Origin of the sequence: Pontiella sp., from assembly GCF_041622395.1 — a bacterium.
GTDB lineage: Bacteria > Verrucomicrobiota > Kiritimatiellia > Kiritimatiellales > Pontiellaceae > Pontiella.
This window is the reverse complement of sequence record NZ_JBFJYW010000004.1, coordinates 1-12,704: the sequence shown is the minus strand read 5'-3', so window position 1 is coordinate 12,704 and position 12,704 is coordinate 1. Positions and strand designations below refer to the sequence as shown.

At 61.7% G+C, this 12,704-nt stretch carries 16 protein-coding genes; 12 read left to right on the top strand and 4 right to left on the bottom strand.

Annotated features, from left to right (window positions below; translation table 11 throughout):
- Nucleotides 1–58 precede the first annotated feature (58 nt).
- On the bottom strand, nucleotides 59–1,399 hold the full coding sequence (locus tag ABYO54_RS00585) for a Gfo/Idh/MocA family protein (RefSeq protein WP_372805874.1): 1,341 nt from the start codon (nucleotides 1,397–1,399) through the stop codon (nucleotides 59–61).
- Nucleotides 1,400–1,401: 2 nt separating this feature from the next.
- Entirely contained in the window at nucleotides 1,402–1,530 is a 129-nt protein-coding gene (locus tag ABYO54_RS00580) for a hypothetical protein (protein WP_372805872.1), read from the bottom strand.
- A 176-nt stretch (nucleotides 1,531–1,706) separates the two neighbouring features.
- Here ABYO54_RS00580 and accB point away from each other — a divergent pair, with 176 nt between their 5' ends.
- The 7 genes from accB to ABYO54_RS00545 are packed head-to-tail and all read left to right on the top strand — an operon-like array spanning nucleotide 1,707 to nucleotide 6,225.
- Complete coding sequence (gene accB, locus ABYO54_RS00575) at nucleotides 1,707–2,171, top strand: acetyl-CoA carboxylase biotin carboxyl carrier protein (RefSeq protein WP_372805870.1); 465 nt, start codon at nucleotides 1,707–1,709, stop codon at nucleotides 2,169–2,171.
- Nucleotides 2,172–2,182: 11 nt separating this feature from the next.
- Nucleotides 2,183–3,544 (top strand): acetyl-CoA carboxylase biotin carboxylase subunit, encoded by a 1,362-nt coding sequence (gene accC / locus ABYO54_RS00570; protein ID WP_372805869.1) that lies wholly within the window; start codon nucleotides 2,183–2,185, stop codon nucleotides 3,542–3,544.
- 22 nt (nucleotides 3,545–3,566) lie between these two features.
- Nucleotides 3,567–3,989: an Asp23/Gls24 family envelope stress response protein gene (locus ABYO54_RS00565; protein WP_372805867.1), complete on the top strand. Its 423-nt coding sequence runs from the start codon at nucleotides 3,567–3,569 to the stop codon at nucleotides 3,987–3,989.
- Between the two features lie 21 nt (nucleotides 3,990–4,010).
- Nucleotides 4,011–4,538, top strand: a complete 528-nt coding sequence (locus ABYO54_RS00560; protein ID WP_372805865.1) for a hypothetical protein — start codon at nucleotides 4,011–4,013, stop codon at nucleotides 4,536–4,538.
- A gap of 7 nt (nucleotides 4,539–4,545) precedes the next feature.
- The gene (locus tag ABYO54_RS00555; protein WP_372805863.1) at nucleotides 4,546–5,112 is read left to right on the top strand and encodes an SIS domain-containing protein; all 567 of its coding nucleotides are present in this window, start codon (nucleotides 4,546–4,548) and stop codon (nucleotides 5,110–5,112) included.
- A 6-nt stretch (nucleotides 5,113–5,118) separates the two neighbouring features.
- Nucleotides 5,119–5,880, top strand: coding sequence for a hypothetical protein (locus tag ABYO54_RS00550; protein WP_372805861.1), 762 nt, complete (start codon nucleotides 5,119–5,121; stop codon nucleotides 5,878–5,880).
- 9 nt (nucleotides 5,881–5,889) lie between these two features.
- Nucleotides 5,890–6,225: a phenylpyruvate tautomerase MIF-related protein gene (locus ABYO54_RS00545; protein WP_372805859.1), complete on the top strand. Its 336-nt coding sequence runs from the start codon at nucleotides 5,890–5,892 to the stop codon at nucleotides 6,223–6,225.
- 10 nt (nucleotides 6,226–6,235) lie between these two features.
- Here the strand turns inward: ABYO54_RS00545 and thpR are convergent, their stop codons facing one another.
- Nucleotides 6,236–6,796, bottom strand: coding sequence for an RNA 2',3'-cyclic phosphodiesterase (gene thpR, locus ABYO54_RS00540; protein ID WP_372805857.1), 561 nt, complete (start codon nucleotides 6,794–6,796; stop codon nucleotides 6,236–6,238).
- Nucleotides 6,797–6,835: 39 nt separating this feature from the next.
- Between thpR and ABYO54_RS00535 the strand changes: the two genes are divergently transcribed.
- A complete protein-coding gene (locus ABYO54_RS00535) occupies nucleotides 6,836–7,342 on the top strand; it encodes an O-acetyl-ADP-ribose deacetylase (RefSeq protein ID WP_372805855.1) in 507 nt (168 codons plus the stop codon).
- A gap of 23 nt (nucleotides 7,343–7,365) precedes the next feature.
- Here ABYO54_RS00535 and ABYO54_RS00530 read toward each other — a convergent pair whose 3' ends face one another.
- The gene (locus ABYO54_RS00530; RefSeq protein WP_372805853.1) at nucleotides 7,366–7,836 is read right to left on the bottom strand and encodes a hypothetical protein; all 471 of its coding nucleotides are present in this window, start codon (nucleotides 7,834–7,836) and stop codon (nucleotides 7,366–7,368) included.
- Nucleotides 7,837–8,059: 223 nt separating this feature from the next.
- Here ABYO54_RS00530 and ABYO54_RS00525 point away from each other — a divergent pair, with 223 nt between their 5' ends.
- The 4 genes from ABYO54_RS00525 to ABYO54_RS00510 form a co-directional block, all read left to right on the top strand.
- A complete protein-coding gene (locus ABYO54_RS00525; protein ID WP_372805851.1) occupies nucleotides 8,060–9,139 on the top strand; it encodes a hypothetical protein in 1,080 nt (359 codons plus the stop codon).
- Between the two features lie 103 nt (nucleotides 9,140–9,242).
- A complete protein-coding gene (locus tag ABYO54_RS00520) occupies nucleotides 9,243–10,181 on the top strand; it encodes a ParB/RepB/Spo0J family partition protein (protein WP_372805849.1) in 939 nt (312 codons plus the stop codon).
- Nucleotide 10,182: 1 nt separating this feature from the next.
- Nucleotides 10,183–11,301, top strand: a complete 1,119-nt coding sequence (locus ABYO54_RS00515; protein ID WP_372805847.1) for a M48 family metallopeptidase — start codon at nucleotides 10,183–10,185, stop codon at nucleotides 11,299–11,301.
- 14 nt (nucleotides 11,302–11,315) lie between these two features.
- Nucleotides 11,316–12,704 (top strand): oligosaccharide flippase family protein (locus ABYO54_RS00510; protein WP_372805845.1); only part of this gene is annotated, 1,389 nt, incomplete at its 3' end.

Here is a 12,704-nt window from a genome sequence, read left to right as displayed (position 1 = left end):
CCCGCCTTCCGGCGGCTTCCATGGCGGGGCCGCCGAAGGGCGGACCGACCTGCATTCTTTAGCCGTTGAGCGTCCAGCCTTCCCGGTAGTTCTTGGAGAGGAATTCGTTGGCCGCCGCATCGTTGAGCACCTTGCCGGCTTTGGCGTCGTAGGTCAGCTCTTTTCCGGCGCGGTGGGCCACGAGGCCCAGCATGAGCGTTTCGATCATGCGGCCCGCATAGTCGAAATCGCAGTCGGTCTTGAGGTCGGTTTTGCAGGCCTTGAACCATTGCTGCATAAACCCGCCGATCGGGGCGCGCGCCTTGTGGGGCGGGGTGTAGTAGGTCATGTCGGTGTCCTTGCCCATCGGAATCAGGATGCGGTTTTTGAAGTCGGCCACCAAAATGCCCTTGGTGCCCTTGAACATGGCGCCGTGGCCGATCTTTGAGAGGTCGAGCGGGCTGAACGGCGATTTGGGCATGGGGCCGCCCTGATACCAGACCAGTCGGATTTCGTCGCGCCAATCATTGGGGGGTATCGTGAAGATGGCGGTCAGGGCCGAGGGGCAGACGTCGGGGTTGACGTCGTCGCCAAAGGCCTTGATCTTGGTGGGGCGGTCGGCTTCGATGGCGTTCCAGGCGATATCCACGGTATGGCTGCCCATGTCGCCGATCTGCCAGCTGCCGAAATCGTCGTACATGTTCCATTTCAGGCAGCCGCGGCCGGGGCGTTCGTCCAGGTAGTCGGGGTTGAAGGGGTGCCACTGGGTCGGGCCGATCCACTGTTCCCAGTCGAGGTGGGCCGGGGGATTGCCTGCGGCCGGGAGGTAGGCGGTCTTGTCGTGCGTGCGGTTGCCCCAGGCATGCACATCCTTCAGCTCACCGATGGCGCCGTCCTTGATCATTTCCGCGATGCGGTCGAAGTTGGGCTCGGCATGGCGTTGGGTGCCGTGCTGGGTGGCGAGTTTACCCTTGTTCTTGAGGTAGACCGCGCGGACGGCGCGCGCCTCGGCCACGCAGTCGCCCAGCGGTTTTTCGCAGTAGACGTGCAGGCCGCGGTTCATCGCCCAGATGGAGATGAAGGCGTGATGATGGTCCGGCGTGCAGATGACGACCGCATCCAGCCCCGCATGATCCAGGCATTTGCGCCAGTCGGTATAGTGCTTGGCGGCGGGGAACTCCTGGGCGGCAATGGCCAAAAATTCCCGGTTGACATCGCAGAGCGCGACGACGTTCTGGGTGCCCAGATCGTGGTAGTGTTGCCGTCCGCGGCCATAGGCGCCGATCAGCGCAATGTTGAGCTTGTCGCCCGCGGCGCCGAGCGCGCGGCTCGGAAGAATGGTCAGCCCGGCTCCCGTGGCGATGCCGGTGGCCATAAAGGCTCTGCGATGGGCGGTTGGTTTGCCTGAATCCGTTTTCATGGTCATGGTCCTTGGTTGTATTGCCGGTCGACGGTCTGGCGCTCGTAGCCGGGGCTCTTGCGGGATGGGCTTGCGACCGCCCCGGCGGCCGCCGGCGTTGCTGCGGTTGTGGCAAAGCATTGTCGATTCATCCCGCTTCCCGTTCAAATGGTTTGCATTTGGCGACCCATTGAATCGACGAGGCGGCCGTGCCCAATCTGGACACGCTTTCGACAATTCACTAGTTTTGCATTAGGACTAGGCATAGGTGACTAAATTTAGTTTAGTTTACCGAGTTAAAGCTTTTTTTAACCAGGAGAGGGTGACTATGGAAATCAAGGATATTAGACGCATCGCAGAAATGATGAAGGCCAACGACCTGAGCGAATTCGCGATGAAAGAGGACAATTTTGAGCTGGCCATGAAGCGCGGCAGCAACGAGCCCCAAGTGGTGTATGCCTCCCCGGCCGCGGCACCGATGGCCGCCGCTCCGGCAGCAGCGGCCCCCGCAACGGCCTCGACGGCCGCCAACGAAACCGACGAATCCGACGGATTGATTGAAATCCCGTCCCCGATCGTTGGCACCTTCTACGGCAAACCTTCCCCCGAGGCCGAGGCCTTCGTGAAGATCGGTTCCGAGGTGACGGTGGATAGCGTCGTCTGCATCGTCGAAGCCATGAAGGTCATGAATGAAATCAAGGCCGATGTGAAGGGCATCATCAAGAAGATCCTCGTGGAGGACGCCTCTCCGGTTCAGTATGGGCAGCCGCTCTTCCTCGTTGAACCAAAGTAAGGGGAACGCCCATGTTTAATAAGGTACTGATCGCCAATCGCGGCGAAATCGCCCTGCGCATCATTCGTGCGTGCAAGGAACTCGGCGTGCGTTCCGTCGCCGTGTATTCCGAAGCCGATGCGGATTCCTTGCATGTCCAGATGGCCGACGAAGCCATCTGCATCGGGCCCGCCTCCGCGAAGGAAAGCTATCTGAAAATCACCAACATCATCAGCGCCGCGGAAGTCGCCGATGTCGACGCGATCCATCCCGGCTACGGGTTCCTCGCCGAGAATGCCCACTTCGCCGAGATCTGCGCGAACTGCAACATTACCTTCATCGGCCCCTCCGCCGACTGCATCCGCCAAATGGGCGACAAGGCCATTGCGCGCGATACCATGAAGGCCGCCGGCGTGCCGATCACGCCCGGCTCCGACGGCATCCTCAAGAATTCCGACGAAGCGCTGCATTTGGCCCAGTCGATGGGCTACCCGGTGCTGCTCAAGGCGGTGGCCGGCGGCGGCGGCAAGGGAATGCGCGTGGCGCGCAACGATGTTTCGCTGGTGCAGGGCTTCATGGCCGCCGCCTCCGAAGGCGAAGCGGCGTTCGGCAATCCGGACCTGTTCATGGAAAAATACATCGAGTCGGCCCGCCACGTCGAAGTACAGATTATCGGCGACAAGCACGGCAACGTCTGCCACGTCGGCGAACGCGACTGCTCGATCCAGCGCCGCCACCAAAAGCTGGTGGAAGAGGCCCCGTGCCCCACGCTGACCGACGAAGAGCGCCAAGCGCTCGGCGATGCGGCCGTCAAGGCCGGCAAGGCCGTCGGTTACGATAGCGCCGGCACGCTCGAGTTCCTCTACGACGAAACCGCGAAACAGTTCTACTTCATGGAAATGAACACCCGCATCCAGGTGGAGCACACCGTTTCCGAAGCGGTTTCCGGCATCGATCTGCTCAAGGAGCAGATCCGCGTCGCCGCCGGCGAACGCCTTTCGTTCACCCAGGACGAGTTGCGGATTACCGGCCACGCGATCGAGTTCCGCGTCAATGCCGAGGATCCCTACAACAACTTCACGCCTTCGCCCGGTCCGGTCGAGGCGGTGCATTTCCCGGGTGGACCCGGCATCCGCATCGACTCGCATGTCTATTCCGGCTACACGATCTCGCCCTACTACGACAGCATGATCGGCAAGATCATCGCCCACGGGAAGGATCGCGAGGAGGCCATCATGCGCATGCGCCGGGCGCTTGAAGAGTTCACCATTAACGGGCCGAACACCTCGGTGCCGTTGGGGGAAGCCCTGATGGTGGATGGCCGTTTCATGGCGGGCACCTACAACACGGCCTACCTTGAAAAGTTCATGCACGAGGTTTTTCTGAACGACTAAGTTCCGACAAGGAGATTCCACTATGGATAATCAAGCAGACATCGATGGGGTGGACGCCAAGGACCTCGTGGTCACCGAGACCTCCGGTTCCGGATATGGCCAGATCAGCATCAACAACAATGTCATTGCCATCATCGCGCACGAAACCGCCAAAAAGGTGCCGGGCGTGGCCGAGTTGCAGGGGTCCCTCGCCGACGGGATCGCCGGCATGATTGGAAAGAAGCCGAAGGACAAGGGGATCCGGATCGGCAAGGAAAGCGAAGAACTCCTGACCATCGACCTGACGGTCGTGCTTGAGTTCGGCGTCAATATTCCCGAAATCTGCGTCCAGCTCCAGTCCGCCGTCAAGACCGCGGTCGAAGGCATGACCGGGCAGCAGGTTTTTGCGGTCAACGTCGTGGTCCAGGGCATCCGCTGCCCGGGCGAAAAGAAAATCGAGGGCTAATCCATGAAGGCGCGATCCCGTATGGGTAGCATCATAACAAACACGGTCCTGCTGGTCGTCGGCGGGTGCCTGATTTACGGCAACACGATTGACCGTGAATTCGGGGCGAGAATCAGCCAAGTCTTTTCATCGCCCGTCGGAAGCCTTGCGCTTGGCGGCGTGATGGTTGCCTCGGTGCTGCTGGGCTGGTTGACGCGCCTTTTTGTGAAAAAGGAAAAGTTCATCGATTTTCAGTCCGAAGACGGCACCGTGGGGATCAGCACCAAGGCCATCAAGGATTTCATCGAGCGCGTCGGCAAGGAGTTTGCCGCGGTTAAAAGCATCGATAGCCGGCTGATCCACGGCAAGGGCGTCGTCGATATTGCCATCAGCGTCAAGGTGCTTTCCGGCAACAAGATTCCGGAACTGACCCAGGTGCTGCAGCATCGCGTCCGGGAAAGCGTCCGGGAATCGCTCGGGATCGAAGGGATTGGGAGCATCACCGTAAAGGTTGCGGAGATCATTGGCGATCCCGCCAAGCACGTCGAAGACGACGACAAGGCGGAATAGACCGACCATGGATCTGCAAAAAATTCAAGCCGAGGCGCGCGCCGTCTCGGATCAGGTTTTCGGCGAACTGGCTCCTGCGGTGGAGCAGGTCGCGCAGGCGATGGCCGCGTGCCTGAAGGCCGGCAACAAGATCATGGCCTGCGGCAACGGCGGAAGCGCCGCCGATGCGCAGCACTTCGCCGGGGAGCTCGTTAACCGCTTCTTGATGAATCGCCGCCCCTATGCCGGGTTGGCGCTCAACACCGACGCCGCCGTGCTGACCTCCATCGGCAACGATTTTTCCTTCAACGAGGTCTATGAAAAACAGGTGCTCGGGCTCGGTCGGGAGGGCGATCTTCTCGTGGGCTTCACCACCTCGGGCAATTCCGAAAACATCCGGCTGGCGTTCAAGGCCGCCCGGTCGATGGGCATCCGGACCGTGCTTTTTTCCGGCGGGACGGGCGGGCGGATCCTGGGGCTGTCCGACCTTGCGCTGGTGGTCTCGTGCTCGACGCACACGCCGCGCATCCAGGAAGGCCACGAAACCATGATGCATCTCGTCTGCGAGCGTATCGAAGAGTTGATGGAAGGGTAGGCGGCGATGGGCCGCCGGCTGTCAACGTTTGCGGGGGCCGCGCTCTTGCTATGGCTTGTTTCCGGTTGCTCGTCGATGATCGACGGACGGCCGCCGGGCCCGTGGTACGACGCCTACCAACCCATCGAAGATCCCGCTTCGGAACAATTCATCGATCGTGCGCTGGAGATGGCGGTGGCCGAATTCGGCGATCCGGCCATCCCCGTCGGCCAAATCATCCTGCGCCGTTCGCGCAAGACCGAGGCCGCCGGTCGCTACCGCATCGGCCAGGATTTTTCGCTCACCGAGTGCATCGATTCCACCAACGGCGTGTTCGTCGTCTACATCGGGGTCGATCCCGGGCACCCCAACTACTATGCCCTGCTGGGGCACGAATGCTGCCACTTGGTCAACGCGCACATCACCGATTGGTACATGGAGGGAATCGCCACCGTCTTTTCCGAAGAGGTCTGTGCCGCGCAGGGCCTGGATTGGGGCGACTGGAAGCGGCACTTCATGCGGTCGCGCCGCGAGCCCTACGCGCTTTCCTATCGGATGATGCGCGCCCTGAAACAGGCCTACCCCGCGCACTATTCCTCGTTCCTGCGCCACGTGGCGCCGAACGAAAAGGGCGCGCCTTGGCAACGCATCGACATTGATTCCTGGCTGGATGCCTTGCCTGCCGGCGGGCGGGACGAGGCGCTTGGCATCATTGCGCCCTATGTTTCCGCCTTGCGGAACCAAACGGCGGCGCAGTACACTTTCGCCGTGCCAAACCAACTGGACTAGGAGGCCGCCATGCCCTTGATCAACCTGAAATCCACCCTCGAGATTCCGGGGCCGCTGCTCGAGGAGATCTCAACCATGATCGCCGAAACGATCGGTAAGCCGGAGAAGTATGTCATGGTCGTTTCAAGCCGGGCCGAAATGCTGATGTCCGGCGCACCGGGCGCCGCGGTCCATGCGGAGGTCAAAAGCCTCGGCGGGCTGAACCGGGTGGTGAACCACGAGATCACCATGAAGCTCTGCGTTCTGCTGAACGACCACCTCGGCATCTCTCCCCGGCGGATCTACGTCACCTTCGAATCGCTCGAGCGCGACCACTGGGGCTGGAACGGCTCCACCTTCGACTGACGGCGCGCGGCTACATTTCGGCTCGGTGCAGCACGGCATACTCCGCGCCGTGGGGGGTGAGCAGGCTTTGGATCAGTTCGACCGCGTCCACGGGGGTGCGGCCCAGTTCGCAATCCTTGAAGTTCCCGACCTTCTGCAACAGGGATTCGGTATGTTCGGGACCCTTGACGCGGCCGAGGGTCAGGTGGGGCGAGAAGGGCTTGTCGTCGTAATCGACGCCTGCATCCCGCAGGGCCGCGAGCACGCCGGTTTGCAGTTGCAAAAGGGCGGGGCATTCGTGGATGCCCGCCCAAACGACACGCGGGTGGCTTGGTTTGCCGAAGGTTCCGGTGCCTGCCGCAACCAGTTCGAACGGCGCCTGCCCCCGGAGCGCGCCATCGAGGGCTCTGCCCAGCGGCTCGATTTTTTCCGGCGCGAGATGGCCGAGGAAGGCGAGGGTGAGGTGCATGTTCCTTGGTTTCACCCAGCGCACGTTCGCATGCGTTTTCTTGAGTTTGCGCTGCAGGGCGTCGAGCGCCGCCCGGATCTCGGCGCCTACGTCGACCGCAATGAATGCCCGGATGGTTTCCATTTGAAATGCCTCCTTGCGAGGGGCATGATCCTACCCACGATGGTTGAGATAATCAAAGGCGATATCACGACGCTGAAGGTTGACGCGATTGTGAATGCGGCCAACACGACGCTGTTGGGCGGCGGCGGGGTGGATGGGGCCATCCACCGGGCGGCCGGGCCGCGCCTGCAGGCGGAATGCGCCATGATGGGCGGGTGTCCGACGGGGTCGGCCAAGCTGACCGAGGGCTACCACCTGCCCGCGCGGTTCGTGATCCACGCCGTCGGCCCGGTCTGGCGCGGCGGAACCCACGGCGAGGACCAGCTGCTGGCCTCCTGCTATCGTACCGCGATGCAACTGGCCGAGGAGCACCGGATCAACTCCATTGCCTTTCCGTGCATCGGTACGGGCGTTTACCGGTTTCCGTTCGAGCGCGCCTGCGGCATCGCCCTTTCGGAAATTTTCCGCGCCTTGGATGAAGGCAGTCGCGTCAAGCAGGTCTACTGCGTCTGCTTCTCGGACGCGGATTTCGAGGTCTACCAAGAGGTGCTCTCCACCTTCGGGTAGCGGTTCCGGGTTCCCGTTCGGGGCTAGAACTTCAGCAGGATGCCGAGGCTGGCGGAGGGGCCGTCGAACGCATTTTCCGCCAGGTCGTGGTAGCGCACTTCGGCCAGCACCCCAAACATGGCGATGGAAATCTCGACGCCGATCTGCCCGAAGTAGCCCGCCGCGTTGTTGCCCATGGGGCCGTCGATGAAGTAGTAGCCGGCGCCGACCCCGGCATAGGGGGTGATGACCCCGGGCAGGCCGACGTTGATCGAGGCTTCGAGCGGTATCACCTCGGTGTCGGAATCGTTGAAGTTGAGGTAGCCGATGCGCGCATCGGCAAACAGGATGTCGAGCAGCGATTTGGTGGCCTTGACGCCGTAGCCGTAGCCCGAGTCGTCTCCGTTCCAGTAGGTGCCATATGCGGTGAAGCCCGTTTTTCCAATGGCCTGGGCATTCGCGGCCAGCAGGCATGCGGCGGTTGCAAGCAATAGCGAAACAATACCTTTTCTCATGGGGGCATCCTCGGTTGTAGGTTGCGAACAGGCTATGCAACCGGCCAGCTTCCGGCCAGTCAAAAACGGGTGCGATTCGCTTCGCTTCGCCCCTGCGGAGTTGGCCGGGGCCGCGATCCGGTTCGCCCTCGGCATATTTGCGGCGGCCAGCGAAGAATTTGGCTTGCCATGGACGCGGCCGCCTTTCACCCTGTCTTTTTAAGAGCAGGGGTTTCGTTGGGCCATGGGCGACATATTCAGGAAAGCGCGGGAATGGGTTTGGCTGGAGGGCGATCCGGAGAAGGATCGCTCGACGGGGCTGCAGATTGCCGGCGTGCTTGAAATCATTCTCGGGGTCCTCAGCTTTTCGCTCGCCATGTTGCTGCTGATCGTGGTTTCGGCTTCGGGGCTGGCCGGATTGAAGACCTCCCACTTTTGGATCGCAATGGGCTTCCAGTTCTTTTTGACGGGCTGGCTAACCGTGATGGGGCTCGGCAGCATCAAGGCCAAGCGCTGGGCGAGGGCCCTGGTTTTGGTCGGCGCATGGACGGCGGTCTTTTTCGGAACGCTTGCGCTTGCGCTCGTGCTCTACATCCTGCCCGAGCTGATCGGCCTCATGATGGATTCGGGGCTGGTCGCCCCGACGGCCGCCATGCCGGCCCTCTATTTTGTCATCTTCGTTTTGTTCGTGCTCCAGATCGTCTTTCCGCTGGCGGCCATCTCTTTCTATAGCATGAACGGCGTGCGGGTCACCTGCGAGCGGAGGAACCCCGATCCCTGCTGGACCGACCGCGTGCCCTTGCCGCTGCTGGCCATGGGGTTCATCTCCACGATGGGCTGTTTTTCGATCGTCACGGGCGCAACCACCAATTATGTCGTGTTCCTGTTCGGCAAGGTGGTTATGGGAATGCCCGGGGCCGCGATCGTTGCCCTGCTTTCGATCGGGTTCGGCTACGTGGGCTGGGGCGCGTTCACCCGCAAGATCCACGCCTGGTGGGGGGGCTATGCCCTGGTGTTGCTGACCTGTTCGTCGATGATGCTCACGTTCGCCGAAATGGACATGGAAACGCTCTACGGCCAAATGGGCTATTCGCCGGAGCAAATCGTCCAGCTGGGCCATTCCGATGCCTTCAATCCGGCCATGCTCACGTTCGTCTGTTGCATCTGGGGCATCATGGCCTGCATCTTCCTGGTCTGGGTGCGCGACTGTTTTTATCCGGAAAAGAACCTGGCCGCCGCGCCCGTCCGCTCCCCGGACCCGGCCGGCAAAGAGGCGGACAAGCCCCCGAAGAGCTCCGGGCCCCGCATGCGGCTTGGCGACTGAGCCCGGACGGGTTTCACTGGCATGGCGCGCTTTTTAACCTTTCATTTTGCGCGCTATGCAGGGATTATTGCGGCGTTTTAGCATTTGAAGATAAGGATCTCCCATGGCAGGAAAGCAACAGCGACTCGGACGCGGTATTGACGCGCTCATCAAAGACGGCTCCACCAAGGTGGCGGCCACCACGAAACCGGCTCCGGCAAAGGCCGCGGCCATCCCAGCCCCGGAGGCGGGCGGCGTGCGCGAAGTGGCGGTGGCCAAAGTGGTCGCCAGTCCCTGGCAACCGCGGTCGGTCTTCGATTCGGAGGCCCTGACCGAGCTGGTCGAATCGATCAAGGTTCATGGCGTACTCCAGCCGTTGCTGGTGCGCGAGGTCGGCGGCAAGTTCGAGCTGATTGCCGGGGAACGCCGCTTGCGCGCCGCGCAGGCCGCGCTGCTCGGCAAGGTGCCGGTCATCGTCATCGACGCGACCGATGAGAAGGCGCTCGAAATCGCCCTGATCGAAAACCTCCAGCGCGAGGACCTCAACGCGATCGAAGAGGCCGAGGGCTATGCCGTGCTCCAGAAAAGATTCAACCTGACGCAGGAGCAGGTGGCGAAGCAGGTCGGCAAGGCCCGTGCTTCGGTCGCCAACGCGCTGCGCTTGCTCGAACTGCCCGACGGCATCCGCAAATATGTCGCCGAAGAGCTGCTGTCGGTCGGCCACGCCAAGGTGCTGCTGTCGCTGGAAAGCGACAAGGAAAAAGAGGTGCTCGCCAAGAAGACCATCCGCGATGGCCTTTCGGTCCGCGCGCTCGAAAAGCTCGTCAAGAAACTGACCCTGCCGCCGAAAAAGGCGCGCGCCGAAAAGACCGACCTGCCCGGCGACTACCTGCAAACGCTGACCGACGAGCTGCACCAGTTCCTCGGCACCGGGGTGCGGATCACGCCCTCCAAGACGCTCACCAACGGCCGCAAGGTCAAGGGCTCGCTGGAGATCGACTATCACGACAACGACGAGCTGGACCGCCTGCTGACCATCATGGGCTACACGAGCGATCTGTAGCATGGTCCGCGAACCCACAGACCGCGAGGCGATGGCGAAGGAGTACGACGCCATCCACAACCGCCTGTTCCTGTTGCAGATTCTGGTGTTGGGTTTGTTGCTGGCCGTCTACCAGTTCTCCGGGGCGTCCGCCGCGCTCGCCAATGGGTTGGCCTGGCGCTTTGGCGAAAACATGTGGTGGGCCACCAATGCCGTCTATACGCTCGTTTCCGTGTTCGGCTTCGCCGCGTTCATGTCGCCCTTCGGCTTCTATGGCGACTATGTGCTGGAGCAGCACTACGGACTTTCCAACGAAACCGTCGGCGATTGGCTCTTCGATTTTTTCAAGTCGCTGGTGATCGATCTCGTGATTGCGACGATCCTGTTTTCGGTCATCTATGCCTTTCTGCGCTGGTTCCCCGAGCTGTGGTGGCTGTCCGCTTCGGCGTTCTACATCCTGTTTGCGGTCGTCCTTTCGACCATTGCACCGGTCGTCATCATGCCGCTCTTCCACAAGTTCGTGCCGCTGGAGGAGGGCGACCTCTCCATTGCCGTCAACCGGATGATGCGCGAGGCGGGCATCGAGGTGGTGGGCGTCTTCAAGTGGGGGCTGGAGGGAAAGACGACCACCGCCAACGCCGCCTTCGCCGGCTTCGGCAAGACCAAGCGGATCGTGCTCGGCGACACGCTGCTCTCCGGCTATTCGCAGGAGGAAATCCTGGCGATTCTCGCGCACGAGGTGGGGCACTATAAAAACCGGGATTCGCTGCGCCTGATGCTCACCGGCTCCCTGCTGGCGACGGCCGGCTTCTACATCGCGCACTACTGCCTGCTCGCCTTGACCGGATTCTTCGACATCCCGCACATCTACGACATCGGCGCCGCGCCGGTCTTCATCTTCTGCCTGTTCGTCTTTTCACTGGTCTCGATGCCGATCGCCAACCTCCACTCGCGCCGTCGCGAATTCGCGGCCGACGCCTATGCCGTCGCCACGATGGGATCGCCCGATGCGCTCGTCTCCGCCTTCGAAAAACTGGCCGACCAAAACCTGTCGAACAAGGAGCCCGCCCGGTGGGTCGAGCTCCTGTTGCATAGCCATCCATCGATGGCCCGGCGCATCGAGCGCGCCCGGCAAAACTGACCCGGCGGACACCCATGACCGACGACCATTCCCAACACCAACGAACGGAACAGGGGGGCAAGGGATTCTTTTCGCGCGAAGCGATGGGAAGCATTCCTTGGATGGTGTTGAGCAAGCTGGTTCTGTTCTTCCTCTATTTCGGCATCAGCATTCTCACCGTCAATGCGCTTGGCAAGGAAAAGTACGGCATCTACAGCCTGATGGTGAACATCTCCTCCTACCTGCTCATGCTCTGCGGGTTGGGGTTGGGCGTGGCCCTCATGCGCTATGTGCCCGAGCTCGCCGCCCGCAAGAACCGCTTTGGGCTGATCCACCTGCTCTGGAAATCCGCCGCGCTCCAGCTCATCGCCGTGGTGGCGGTTTCGGTGGTGCTCGTTTCGCTGTCCGGCCCGCTGCAGCGCTTGTTCAAGGCGGAGCATGTGGAGCACTTCCGCTTCTACCTCAAGCTGGCATGCGGCCTGACCGGGCTGATGCTGCTCAAGGAATACGTCGGCACGGTGTTCACCTCCCTGTTCAAGACGCGCACGGTCGCCATCCTCTCCATCACCTCGGGGATCATCTGGTTCGCAACCCTCTGGTCGTGGCTGGCCATTCGCCCGGAAGTGGAAACCGTGTTCGCCGTGCAACTCGCCGCGGTCGGTACGATCTACCTCATCGGCGCCGGGGCCCTGTTCCTCTACGTCAAGAACCTGCCGTGGAAGGTCAAGGAGTTCGGCATCGGCAAAAAGCGCGCGCTCGCCTTTTCCGGCACGGTCATGCTCAGCTCGATCCTGCGCATGGTCATGTTCAAATATTCCGAGATCTTCTTCCTCGCCGCCGTGGCGGGCACCACCGTTGCGGGGATCTACGATCTCGGCTACACGCTGCCCTATACCGTCATCACCTTCCTGCCGCTGGCGTTCCTGCCGATCTTCACCGCCGCGTTCGCCGAGGCCTATGTGAAAGACAACGACTGCCTCGACCGGCTGATCAAGTCCTACTACAAGCTGCTGATGATGGTTTCGCTGCCGTTTGCCGTGCTCGGTTCCTTCTTCTGCCCGGTCGCCTACCACATTCTTTACGACGGCAAGATGGACGAAGCGGGCTATATCGCGTCCGCGCTATGCATCGTGCTGGTGCTGCCCCTGTTTTCCATGCCGCTCTCCGCCGCCATCAAGGCCAAGGAAAAGGTGCTCAACATGATGCCGATGCTGGTGCTTCAGCTGGTGGTGAACCTGCTGCTGGATTGGTACCTGATCGTCCTTCGCAACATGGGCGTCTGGGGCGGTATCCTCGCCGTGGCCGGAACCTTCGTGCTGACCATTCCGTTCCGGTTGCACGTGGTCCGCCGCATCATCGGAGGGGTCTACTTCCCGGCCACGTTCTGCCTACGGATCACCACCGCACTCGCCCTGCTCGGCTGG